The 11845-nt window shown below is 72.5% G+C and carries 10 protein-coding genes; 2 read left to right on the top strand and 8 right to left on the bottom strand.

Annotation, left to right across the window (positions count from 1 at the left end):
- Positions 1-31 precede the first annotated feature (31 nt).
- Entirely contained in the window at positions 32-1864 is a 1833-nt protein-coding gene (locus ABD143_RS35220) for a hypothetical protein (RefSeq protein ID WP_343987095.1), read from the top strand.
- 144 nt (positions 1865-2008) lie between these two features.
- Here ABD143_RS35220 and ABD143_RS35215 read toward each other — a convergent pair whose 3' ends face one another.
- From ABD143_RS35215 to ABD143_RS35180, 8 genes are all read right to left on the bottom strand, one after another.
- A complete protein-coding gene (locus ABD143_RS35215; RefSeq protein ID WP_343987093.1) occupies positions 2009-2866 on the bottom strand; it encodes an alpha/beta fold hydrolase in 858 nt (285 codons plus the stop codon).
- Entirely contained in the window at positions 2863-3516 is a 654-nt protein-coding gene (locus tag ABD143_RS35210) for an isochorismatase family protein (RefSeq protein ID WP_343987090.1), read from the bottom strand. Before ABD143_RS35210 ends, ABD143_RS35215 begins: the two co-directional genes overlap by 4 nt.
- Positions 3513-4028: a (2Fe-2S)-binding protein gene (locus ABD143_RS35205; RefSeq protein ID WP_343987212.1), complete on the bottom strand. Its 516-nt coding sequence runs from the start codon at positions 4026-4028 to the stop codon at positions 3513-3515. The genes ABD143_RS35210 and ABD143_RS35205 overlap by 4 nt, the downstream gene beginning before the upstream one ends.
- A gap of 1 nt (position 4029) precedes the next feature.
- Complete coding sequence (locus ABD143_RS35200; protein ID WP_343987084.1) at positions 4030-6411, bottom strand: xanthine dehydrogenase family protein molybdopterin-binding subunit; 2382 nt, start codon at positions 6409-6411, stop codon at positions 4030-4032.
- A complete protein-coding gene (locus ABD143_RS35195; RefSeq protein WP_343987081.1) occupies positions 6404-7222 on the bottom strand; it encodes an FAD binding domain-containing protein in 819 nt (272 codons plus the stop codon). Before ABD143_RS35195 ends, ABD143_RS35200 begins: the two co-directional genes overlap by 8 nt.
- Positions 7223-7226: 4 nt before the next feature.
- A complete protein-coding gene (locus ABD143_RS35190; RefSeq protein WP_343987079.1) occupies positions 7227-8630 on the bottom strand; it encodes an MFS transporter in 1404 nt (467 codons plus the stop codon).
- Between the two features lie 19 nt (positions 8631-8649).
- Positions 8650-9918: an FAD-dependent monooxygenase gene (locus ABD143_RS35185; RefSeq protein WP_343987076.1), complete on the bottom strand. Its 1269-nt coding sequence runs from the start codon at positions 9916-9918 to the stop codon at positions 8650-8652.
- Positions 9919-10151: 233 nt separating this feature from the next.
- On the bottom strand, positions 10152-10646 hold the full coding sequence (locus ABD143_RS35180) for a MarR family winged helix-turn-helix transcriptional regulator (protein ID WP_343987074.1): 495 nt from the start codon (positions 10644-10646) through the stop codon (positions 10152-10154).
- A gap of 132 nt (positions 10647-10778) precedes the next feature.
- Between ABD143_RS35180 and ABD143_RS35175 the strand changes: the two genes are divergently transcribed.
- Positions 10779-11825: a 2,5-dihydroxypyridine 5,6-dioxygenase NicX family protein gene (locus ABD143_RS35175; RefSeq protein ID WP_343987070.1), complete on the top strand. Its 1047-nt coding sequence runs from the start codon at positions 10779-10781 to the stop codon at positions 11823-11825.
- The last annotated feature ends 20 nt before the right edge of the window (positions 11826-11845 follow it).

Genomic DNA, 11845 nt, shown 5'->3' with positions numbered 1-11845 from the left:
GCTGTTGGCGGTGTGCCTCACCGTCATCGCGGTGCCCTCGGCGTTCGCGGCGACCGGTGTAACCGTCGCCAGCAGCCCCGGCCTGCAGGAGGCCGGACCGGTGAGCAGTGAGCACGGCTTCCCGACGTGGTACCTGGACAAGACCGGGACGCGCATCGAGCCGTGCCTGGAGGGGGACAACCCGCTCTGCGGCTTCCTCCCCGGCGACATCCCCGACCCGACGCAGCCGGTCGCCTTCCCTGCCAACTTCCCCGCGGAGTTCTTCTACTTCCTCGCCGGAGCCGAGATCGTCCTGCCCACCGGCGGTCGCGCGGTGTACACCACCGGCCTGGAGGCGGCGTTCCTCAACGACGTGCAGCCCGGTGAGCAGGTCGTGTTCAGCCGCATCCGGGTCGTCGTACGCGGGGCGACGCCGAACAGCACCGTGACCTTCACCCATCCCTACGGTGCACTGACGATCGACACCGACGGCGCCGGCGACGGGCGGCTCGTCCGAGACGTCGCACCGTCGGTCGGCAACTTCACGCTGGCGCTCCGGGGTGACGTCGGGCCCTTCCTCAAGGCGGCCAACGCCCCAGCGGGCTACCTGGGCAACCCCGCCGAGCCGAGCACCGTCACCGGCGGCCCGAACGGCAACGTGTTCTCCATGACCCAGCCCGGCCCGAACGGGGACGAGACGTTCTCCACGGACCAGTTCACCGTGCAGGGCCGCATCGCCACGAACACCGGAGTGACCGGCGACGCCGCAGTCGCCGGAGGTGACTTCGTCGACGTGTTCGCCTCGACCACGGGCGCCGCTCTTGAGGTCGTGGGCCAGGAAGGGATCTTCCCGACGACGATCATGAGCGGCCAGGACGGCCGGTTCTACGCCCGCGTGCCCGTCACCGGAGCGGTGACCGAGGTGGTCGTCCGCAACAACGGCGACAATCCCGCCAGCACGGCGCGGATCCCGGTCCAAGGGGTGTCCGTGCAGCAGGCGACCTACGACGGCGCCATCCTGACCGTCGCCGCGTCCTCGACCGCTCCGGCGGCGTACCCCCTCACGGTGAAGGCGGGGGCGACGACCATCGGCATCCTGCCCGACGCGTTGCCGGCGACCTACCCGATGCTCGCCCCGCCCGCGACGATCACCGTCTCATCGGGGACAGCCGCCGGCGTCACCGCGCCGGTCGTGATCACCGGCGGCCCGGCTTCACCTGCCGGGACCACCGCGCCGCCGGTCGGGCCGAACGTCCCGCCGGTCTGCGACCCGAGCCCGTGCGGTCCGGGTGGCGTGCCCGCCGACGCCGCCCCGACCGCCCGCCTTGCCTCGGCAACCCTCTCGGCGCCGGTGAACCTCCCAATCGCGATCGACGGGAGCACGTCGACGAACGCGACCGCGTTCTCCACCACCACGACCGACCCGCGCGTCACGATCACCAACGAGACCACCAACCGACCGACGGTCACGGTCAACCCGTTCGCGGCCGTCAACGACGCCGCCCCGCGTCCGGCGTTCAGCACGGCCCCGGTGACCGTCACATTCACCGCAAGCAACGGCGCCGCGACCAGTTCGGCCACCGTCACGCTCACCCCCGTGAGCGACGCCGTCACGATTACCAACGCCCGCTCGCGGGCGGGCTCGGACCTGCGAGTGGCGGGCACATCGACCTTGAACGGTCAGGCGTCGGTCACCCCTGCCACCCAGATCGTCGTCTACGCCCGCACCTCGGCCACCGCAGCATGGGTCAAGATCGGGACGTCGCCGGTCGACGCCGCCGGGGCCTGGGACGTCCGGCCCCGGCCCGCGCCGAACGTGACCTACACCCAGTACCAGGTCCAGACCTCGCGCGGTTCCACTGTGATCGGCAACCTCACCGGGTAACTGGGCGCGATCCGCCGGCCGGTCTCGACGGCCCTGCCCGCCTGAGCACCACCGTCGAGACCCTCTGCGACCGGCGCCTTGCTCGGCCGCGCACACCCTGGCTCGGCCTGGCTGGAGTGGACCGCCCGGGACTGAGAAGGGTGATCAGCCCAGCAGCCCGGCCAGCACCTCCCGCAGCCGCGCCAGAGCCGCGGCCGGCTCGTCCCAGAACACCATGTGCCCGGCGTCCTCCACGGCCACCAGGCGCGCCCCGGGGTTGCGTCTGCCGGCCTCGGCGGCACCCTCGGCCGTGACGACCGGGCTGGCGGTGCCGTACACCAGCACAGTCGGCGCAGGCACCGACGGCCAGGACGTGAAGAAGTCCTCGGTCTCGAACCCGCGGTGCGTCGCGGCGATCGACTCGGGGTCGCAGCTCGCGAGCCAGCGGGCCCGAAGCTCCTGCTCGCGGCGCGGCCAGCGGGGCCATGACCGGGCCACCTCGTCCGCGTCGGTCCCCCGCCGCGCCTCGGCGAGCTGCCCGAGGAAGGCCTCCAGCGTGGTCGGGTACGGGCCGCGGTCCGGACCGCTCATGGGCGGGTCCACCAGCACCGTGCCCCGCAGTGGCACCTCGCGGGCGGCGGTGACGGCGGCGATCCGGGCCCCCATCGAGTGCCCCAGCAGCAGCGGCCGGTCCAGCCCGAGCCCGGCGATCACGGCGGCGGTGTCGTCGGCGTAGTCGAGGAGCGTGTAGGAGGGCCCGGCGTCGGAGAGCCCGCGCCCCCGGATGTCGACGACGATCGGCCGGACGAGGTCGGTCAGCTCCCGGGCCACGAAGTCCATGCTGATCGCCGGGCTGGTGATGCCGGGGAGCACCACCAGGGGCACCCCGGGGCCTCCGTAGTCGAGCACGTGCAACCGCAGGTTCCCGGACCGCACCCACCGGCTCGTCGCCGGCACGTCCGCCAGGTCGGCGAGCGCCGACTGCAGCACGCTCCGCGTGCCGGTCACGGCAGGCGCGTTCACCGCGCCACCGCCGCGGAGTCGCGCAGCCCGGCCAGGTAGCCGACGGCGTCGTCGAGCTCGACCACGTCGCCGTACTTGGCCTGGATGTCGAACAGGTTGGCCTCGTGCGGGCCATGCGCCCGGTCGCCGACGCACTGCCGCGGCACGAGCACCCCGAACCCGCTCTGGACGGCGTCGACGGCGCTGGCGCGCACGCATCCGCTGGTGGTCGCCCCGCACAGCAGCACCGTGTCGACCCGCAGTCCCGTGAGCAGCGCGGCCAGCCCCGTGCCGAAGAAGGCCGAGGCCCCCTTCTTGGTGATCAGGTGGTCGCCCGGGTCGACCGGCAGCCGCGGGTCGAGCGCGACCGCAGCGCTCCCCTCGCGCAGCGCCCGCATCCCGGGCGCCTTGGTCAGCCACGCCACGGCGTCACCGTCGGCCTCGGCCGGGGTGAAGGCGATCGTCGTGAACACCACGGGCACTCCGGCGGGCCGCCCCGCGGCGATCAGCTCGTTCGTCGCCGCGACGACCTCCGACAGGTCGCAGCCGGTCGGCGCGGCCGGGTCGGTGAAGCCGTTGGTCAGGTCCACCACCACGATCGCCGGCCGCTGCCCGCGGCGAACCGCAGCTCCTAACCCGGCCCGTGCGTAGATCTCGTCCTGCGTGCTCATGCGCTCCTCCCGGCGTCGAGCCGCGCCTGCAGCGCCGCCCGGCGCCGTCCCGCGCAGTCGTCGATCGCCTCGACGATGGTCTGGTAGCCGGTGCACCGGCAGAGGTTGGAGGCGACGACCTCGCGGATCTCCTCCTTCGTCGCCTCCGGCCGCTCGGCGAGGTAGCCCTCGGCGAGCATGAGGAAGCCCGGCGTGCAGAAGCCGCACTGCAGGGCGTGGTGGGCGGAGAACGCCTGCTGCAGGTCCGACAGGCTCCCGTCGGGCGCCGCGAGGGACTCGACCGTGCGGATCTCGCCGCCCTCGACCTGCACGGCGAACACCAGGCAGCCCCGCACCGGAGCGCCGTCGACGAGCACCGTGCAGGCCCCGCAGATCCCGTGCTCGCACCCGACGTGCGTGCCGGTGAGCCCGAGGTCGTGACGCAGCACGTCGACGAGGGTGCGGCGCGGCTCGATCGCCAGCTCGTGGCGCTCGCCGTTGACGGTGAGCTCCACGAGCTGGACGCGGGACATGTCAGGCACGGGCGTCCTCCAGCGCGGGCTGCCCGTTGAGGGCGGCGTGCACCGTCTCGCGGGCGATCGGGGTGTCGTCGAGCTCCACCCCCGTGGCGCGCAGGGCGTCGTTCACGGCGTTGAGCACGGCAGCGGGCGCGCCGATCGTGCCGCCCTCACCCGCGCCCTTCGCACCGTTCGCGGTGAAGGCGCACGGGGTCTCGAGGTGGTGGATCTCGACATCCGGGATCTCGGCCGCGGTGGGCACCTTGTACTCCATGAAGCTCGGGCTCTGTGGCTGCCCGGCGTCGTCGTAGGTCACCTGCTCGAAGAGCGCTCCGGCGATGCCCTGCGCGATCCCGCCGCGGCACTGGCCCTCCACCACCTGTGGGTGGATCGCGACTCCGCAGTCCTCCACGCAGACGTAACGCAGGATCTCCACCCCGCCGGTGCCGGGATCGAGCTCTACGACCACCCCGTGTGTGGCGTTGGAGAACGTCCCGTCGCCGCCGACGTCGAAGCTCGCGGTTGCCGAGAGCCCGGGTCCGACGCCCTTGGGGAGCAGGTGCGCGCGCAGGTAGGCCACGTCGGCGATGTCCTCGTAGGACAGCCTGCGCCCGTGGTCGTCACGGACGCGCACGCCGCCCGCGCCGTCCAGCTCCGTCGCGTCGACGTCGACCCCCAGCAGGTGCGCGGCGATCTCGCGGAGCTGGTCGCCGAGCTTCACCGACGCGGCGGCGGCCGCGCTGCCGCCGATCGTGATCGAGCGGCTCGCGAACGAGCCAAACCCGTACGTCACGCGGTCGGTGTCGCCCTGGACGATCTTCACGCGGGACAGGTCGACCCCGAGCCGGTCGGCGACGATCTGCGCCATCGTCGTCTCGTGGCTCTGGCCGTGGCTCAGCGTTCCCGTCGTGACGACGAGAGAGCCGGAGGTATCCATCCGGACCTCGGAGATGTCGAAACCGGGCACGACCTGCATCCTCCGCTGCGCGAACGCCCCGGAGCCGTAGCCGGTGCGCTCGGAGAAGCACGCGTAGCCGATGCCGATCACCCGGCCTTGCTCGGCGCGGACGTCGTACCAGCCCTCGTCGCGCAGCACGTGCTCGCAGAGGTCGAGGGACTCGCGGTAGGACCCCGGGTCGTAGGTGATCCCGTTGATCCCGGTGTAGGGGAACACGGTGATCAGGTTGCGGCGCCGGACCTCGACGGGGTCGATTCCCAGCTCGCGAGCCGCCCGCTCCATCAGCCGCTCGACGACCATCACGTACTGCGGCCTGCTCACCCCGCGGTACGGGCCGGTCGGCGCCTTGTTCGTGGTGACGGCCCGCCCGCGCACCCGGTAGGCGGGCACCTTGTAGACCGACGGCATCTCCGCCGACGCCATCAATGGCTCGATCCCGGCCGTGAACGGATAGCAGGAGTAGGCACCCATGTCGCAGACGACGTCAGCGTCGAGACCGAGGATGTGGCCCTCGGCGTCGAACGCGGCGCGCACGTCGTAGCGCTGCTCGCGGGCGAGGAACGCGGCGGTGAGGGCGTCGCGGCGGTCCTCGATCCACTTGACGGGCCTGCGCAGCCGCAGCGCCACGGCCGCGGTGGCGATCTCCTCGCGGCCGACCACGCATTTCTGTCCGAACCCGCCGCCCATGTCCGGGACCGTGACGCGCACCTGCTGCTCGCGCAGGCCGACGCACCGGGCGAGCACCGTCCGCACCTGGTGCGGCACCTGCGTGGTGGTCTGTACCCGTAGCTGCTCGTCGCGGTCGTCCCAGTCGGCCACGACCCCGCGCGTCTCCAGCGGGAGCGCGTTCTGCCTGCCCGTCTTGGTGCGCACCCGCACCACGCAGTCGGCCTGCGCGAACACGTCGTCGATGCCCTCGGTGGCGAACAACGAGACGTCGACCAGCGTGTTCGCGTGCGCCTCGGCGTGCACGAGCGGGGCGCCCTCGGCGAGCGCCGCCGTGTCCGACACGACGGGCGGGAGCTCCTCGTACTCGACGACCGCGGCCTCCACCCCGTCCTCCGCGGCGTAAGGGTCCTGCGCGACGACGATCGCCACCGGCTCCCCGACGAACCGCACGCGGTCGCGGGCGAGCACGGGCATGTCGGTGGGCACGAACTCGTGCGGCGGGCGGTCGAGCAGCGCGGTGATGTCGCCGAGATCGAGGTCGGCGGCGGAGAACGCGGCCACGACCCCGGGCACCTCGCGCACCTCGGAGAGGTCGACGGACGTGACGCCGCCGTGTGCGACGGTGCTGCGGACGAACTGCGCGTGCAGCATGCCCGGCAACGAGATGTCGTCGACGAACCGGCCGCGACCGGCGAGCAGGCGGGGGTCCTCGCGGCGGGGCACCGACGCCCCCACCCACGTCCCGTCGCGACGGAAGTGCGGTTCAGACACGGGCTGCAGCCTCCTCGCAGGCTCGGACGACAAGTGTCCGGGTCAGCGCCCGCCGGTAGCGGGCGCTCACACCAGGTTCGTCGCGGACCTCGATCGCGGCGGTCGCCGCCTCTCCCGCCTCGGACGGGCTGCCGCCGCCGGCGATGACAGCCTCCGCCGCGGGCACCCGCAGCGGCACGGGCGCCACCCCGCCGAGCACCACCCGGTATGCGTCGAGGTCGACGGCCGCGGCCACGATCGCGAAGTCGCCGCGCCGCTCGGCGAACTCGGTGAGCGCCGCGCGCCGGGCCGGGCGCGGGAACACGACCTCGACGATCACCTCGTCGGGTTCGAGCGCGGTGGTGAACACGCCGTGGAAGAACTCCGCGGCCGGGATCGCCCGCCGCCCGGCCGGACCCTCGGCCACCACCTCGGCGTCGAGCAGCACCGCGAGCAGGCACCACTCGGCGGTCGCGTCGGCGTGCGCGAGGCTGCCCGCCACGGTGCCGCGGGTGCGGATCGGGAGGTGCCCCACCCAGCGCATGGCCTCCGACAGCACGCGGAAGTCCGCGCCGAGGTCGGCGGTCTCCACCGTGTGATGGGTGACCAGCGCCCCGAGCCGCAGCGCGGGCCCGTCGCGGGTGATCGTGTCGAGGCCGGGGATCCGGGAGATGTCGACCAGGTGCTCGGGGCGCGCGAGCCGGAAGTTCATCATCGCGACGAGGCTCTGCCCGCCCGCGACGACCTTCGCGTCGTCCCCGAACTCGGTCAACAAACCCACCGCGCCCGCGACGGTGCGGGCGCGGTGGTAGGTGAAGGCGGCGGGCTTCACGTCGTCAGCTCCGTACGGCGGCGGGGTTCGTGTCGCCGGTGGTGGCACGTTCGTCGGTGCCGGTGATGTTGTCGAGCTCGCGGCCGCGTGTCTCGGGAGCGGCGACGGCCATGAACACTATGGCGGCCACCACGAGCACGCCGAGCACGGTGAACGTGAGCGGCAGGCCGAGCACCGGCCAGAGCACGCTCCCGAACAGCAGCGGGGCGAAGCCGGTGACCGCCCGGCTGGACGAGGACGCCCACCCGAACCCGCTGGCCCGAAGCTCCGTCGGGTACAGCTCGGACACGTAGGCGTACATCACCGGGATCGCCGTCAGCGACAGGAACCCGAACACCGCGATCATCGTGACGGCCGCGGTCGGGGCACCGAGGACCAGCGCGAACACCACGAGCGCGAGCGCGGCGAGCGGCGCCGACACCCCGATGACCCACTTGCGGCCCACGACCTCGACGAGCAGCACCGACGTCAGCACGCCGAGGATCCCGACCGCGTTCATGATCGTGGTGCTGGCGAACGCGGCGACCTCGCCCATGCCCTGGGCGCGCAGGATCGACGGCATCCAGGACAGCGCGGCGTAGTAGACGAGCATGACGCTGATGAACAGGGCCCACGCGACACCGGTGATCTTCGGGTCGAAGGCCCAGACGCGGCGCAGCTGCTCGACTGCGGCCGCGATCCCCCGCTTGCGGCCGGTGGCCTCCGGCGCCGCGGCGATCGAGTAGGGCTCGGGCGGGGCCCCGGTGCGCGCCACCATGTCGTCGATCACCTCGCGCGCCTCGGCCTCGCGCCCGGTGCGGACGAGGTAGAGCGGCGACTCGGGGATGCCGCGGCGCACCCAGAACAGGAGCAGTGCGGGCAACACCATCAGCGCGAGCATCCACCGCCAGCTGCCCGGTATCGGCACCAGGAAGGTCGCGGTCACACCGGCGAGGGTGGTGCCGATCGGCCACCACCCGTCCATCGCGGCCAGCACCCGGCCGCGCTGCTTGCGCGGGGAGAACTCGCTGACCAGCGCGTAGTCCACCGGGATGCAGCCACCGAGGCCGACGCCGGCGAGGAAGCGCAGCGCCAGGAAGATCTCCCAGCTCGGCGACAGCGCGCCCAGCACCGAGAACAGCGCGAAGATCAGCAGCGTGAGGCTGAAGGCCCGCTTGCGGCCCAGCCGGTCGGCCACCGTGCCCCAGGCCACCGCCCCGACCGCCATGCCCACGAGGTTCGCCGTCGCGACCAGCCCGCGCTGGCCTGTCGAGAGGCCGAACTCGGTGCCGAGCAGCGGGGTGAGGAACCCGTTGAGGGCGACGTCCCAGGCGTCGAACATGTAGCCGAGCCCGCCGATGATGAAAATCTTTCCCTGCACTCCCCACTTCCAGGGGAGGTCCTGCACGATCTGGTCGCCTGTACGCATGGTGGCTCCGCTTCTCGGGTCAGCGCACGAAGGGGTAGGAGAATGACTCAAGGTCGGGGTCGTTCAAGGGGGTACCGCGCCAGAGCCACTCGTAGGAGACGTCGGACTCCCCGTTGAACTCGCGCAACGTGCGGTCGCGCTTCTCCTGCTCGGGCCCGTCGGGCAGGTGGTAGAAGCGCATGTTGGCCAGTGACGCGTCCTGGACCATGCCGGCGTGCTTGGCGCGGCGGGCCACGTAGCGGGCGAGCGCCCCGGCGATGTCGGCGCGGGGCACGGCGCCGAGCTCCTCGGCGAGTACGGCGGCATCCTCCATGGCCTGCGAGGCGCCCTGGGCCTGGTAGGGCAGCATCGCGTGGCAGGCGTCGCCGAGCAGCGCGACGTGGCCGTCGACCCACACCGGGTCGCGGCGGCGGCGGAACAACGCCCACTTCGACGCGTCCCCCTCGGCCTTGGACAGCATGGCCGCCACCCGGTCGTCCCACCCCGCGAAGGCGTCGACCATCTCGTCCGCGGTGGCGGGGGCGGCCCAGCCCTGCTCCAGGTCGATCGTGTTGGGCACGATCGCGACGACGTTGAGGTACTCCGTGCCGCGGATCATGTAGTGCACCAGGTGCCGGTCGGGGCCGTACCAGATCGTGGAGTGGAACCGGTCGACCAGGAACCGCGTCGCGGGGTCGGCCGCGATCTTGTCCCCGGGGATGAGGGCCCGGTAGGCCATCTCGCCCGAGAAGACCAGGGTGTCCGGCAGCCCCATGGCGTCCCGGACGCGCGACCGGATCCCGTCGGCCCCGACCAGCACGTCACCCTCGAACCGCCGCCCGTCCGCGGTGACCGCGACGGGCCGTGTGGGGTCGGTGCGGTCGATGTCGGTCACCTGCGCGTCGGTGTGCACCTCGACCACCGGCCCGGCGCCGTCGGGGTCGAGGCAGGCGTCGAGCAGCACCCGGTGCAGGTCGGCGCGGTGGTAGTGCCAGTACGGGGCGTTGTACTCGCGCTTGACCCGATCGCCGAGCGGCAGCTGGGCGATGATGCTGCCGTCGCGCCAGCGCCTGCGCACCTGGTCCTGCGGCTCGGTGCGGATCGCCTCGAGCTGCCGGCGCAACCCGAGGCCCAGCAGGATGCGGCTGGCGTTGGGGGCCGTCTGGATCCCGGCCCCGACCTCGCCGAGCTCGGGGGTCTGTTCGACGACGATGGTCTGCAGACCCCGCCGCCGCAGCGCGATCGCGGTGGTCAGGCCACCGAGACCGCCACCGACGATGGTGACCGAATACGACTGGCTGGCCGCCACTGTTTCCTCCCGGGCTTCGTTGACCTCGGCCCTGACCTGCGGGCCGAACGGCGACGCAGGTCCACTGTGGACGGGAACTGCGCCTGCTCCGCTCGCACCCGCACCCAGCTCAGAAGCGCCCTCCGGGTACGGGAGCGGAGATAATCCGAACACTGACGATCCATGACCGCAAGGGGTAACGCAAGCTGTAACGAGCAAGAAACCGACGCCGGCCCCGACCGGCAGGCCGTCGGTCAGTCGTCGGTGAGGCTCTCCCAGCGCTCGGACAGGGCCGTCAGCCTGCGCAGCAGGGCCTCCTGCTCGTCCGGGTCGTGGCCCTGCATCAGCAGCACGTCGAGCTCGCGCGCCTTGCGGTCGGTCGCCGCGAACGCCGCCGCACCCTGCTCGGTGAGGAACAGCAGGCGCTTGCGGCCGTCCTCGGCCGGCCGCTCCCGCGTGATCAGGCCGCGCTCCTCCAGCCTGCCGACGATGCTGGCCATCGTCGACCGGTCGAGCGCGACGGACGAGGCGAGCGAGCCCTGCTCGACGCCGGGGTAGGCGTTGACGGCGGTGAGCACCGCGAACTGCGGCCCGGTCAGCACCGGGTCCACCAACCGCACCCACGCCGCGACGTAGGCCTGGTGCAGCCGGCGCGCGACGTAGCCCGGCGCCGCGAGCAGTTCCGGCGGCACGGGCAGGCCCTTCGACCGGCCATTGCTCGTGCGCGTCGTCGCTTCCCGGTCACCCACGAGATTCACCTTAAGCACGGCGGGCCGCACGGGGCGTCACAGGCTCGCAACGCGCTCCGACTTGACCGGAGGCCGATAGAGGGGGATCGTCCGTGTTCGGACTATCTCCGACGGAGACCAGGAGGCACTCCCGTGGACCAGAGCCTGTTCAACGAGATCTGCCTGCAGCAGCTGACCCTGAGCGGCGTGCACGAGGGCGAGACGGTCGCGGTGCTCACGCGCGGCGACGAGCGCCCGGAGTACGCCTCGGCGTTCATGTGGGCTGCGCAGAGGCTCGGCGCGAGCACGTTCCACCTGCGCCTGCCCGCGCCTGCGAGCGCGTCGGCCGCGTGGGCCGTCGGCGACTCGGGCCTCGGGCGCAACCCGCTCGCCGTCGAGGCGCTCAAGCGCGTCGACATGCTCGTCGACTGCACGTTCCTACTGTTCAGCCCGGAGCAGTTCGAGATCCAGGCCGCCGGCACCCGCATCCTCACGGCCGTCGAGCCGGCCCCGCTGCTGGCCCGGCTGATGCCGACGAAGGAGCTGCGGGAGCGCGTGGAGGTCGGTGCGGAGCTGCTGGCCAAGGCGCAGAGCATGCGAATCACCAGCCCGCACGGCACCGACGTGACCTACCGGCTCGGCGTCTACCCGACGATCAGCGAGTACGGCTACACCGACCAGCCCGGCCGCTGGGACCACTGGCCCGCCGCGTTCGTCTTCACCGGCGGCGCCGACGACGGCGTGGACGGGAAGATCGTGCTCGCCCCCGGCGACGTCCTGCTGCCGTTCAACACCTACGTGCAGACGCCGGTCGAGATCACGATCGAGCAGGGCTTCATCCGCGACATCCGCGGCGCCGCCGGCCAGTCCGGCCTCGACGCCGACCTCCTGAAGTCCTACATCGAGAGCTTCGACGACCCGCGGGGCTACGGGATGAGCCACGTGGGCTGGGGCCTCGACGAGCGCGCCCACTGGCACGGCCTCACGCAGTTCGGCGGCGGCATGGGCATGGAGCTGCGTTCCTTCTACGGCAACGTGATGTTCTCCATCGGGCCCAACAACGAGCTCGGCGGCCCGAACGACACTCCCTGCCACTTCGACATCCCGATGCGCGGGTGCAGCCTGTACCTGGACGACGAGCTCATCGTCGACGCGGGCGAGCTGACGGTGGCCGAGATGCGCCCGGCGGCCCGCCGATGAGCGAGGTTGGAGGGAGCGCC

This window comes from Pseudonocardia aurantiaca (genome assembly GCF_039526725.1).
Lineage (GTDB): Bacteria > Actinomycetota > Actinomycetes > Mycobacteriales > Pseudonocardiaceae > Pseudonocardia > Pseudonocardia aurantiaca.
Note: the sequence above shows the minus strand (reverse complement) of the source record. Positions and strands in the feature narration are given on the sequence as shown.

Bases quoted from the DNA above. Each gene is read 5' to 3' on its own strand.
- ABD143_RS35205 (WP_343987212.1), bottom strand. From the start codon at position 4,028: ATGTCCCGCGTCCAGCTCGTGGAGCTCACCGTCAACGGCGAGCGCCAC.
- ABD143_RS35190 (WP_343987079.1), bottom strand. From the start codon at position 8,630: ATGCGTACAGGCGACCAGATCGTGCAGGACCTCCCCTGGAAGTGGGGA.
- ABD143_RS35210 (WP_343987090.1), bottom strand. From the start codon at position 3,516: ATGAGCACGCAGGACGAGATCTACGCACGGGCCGGGTTAGGAGCTGCG.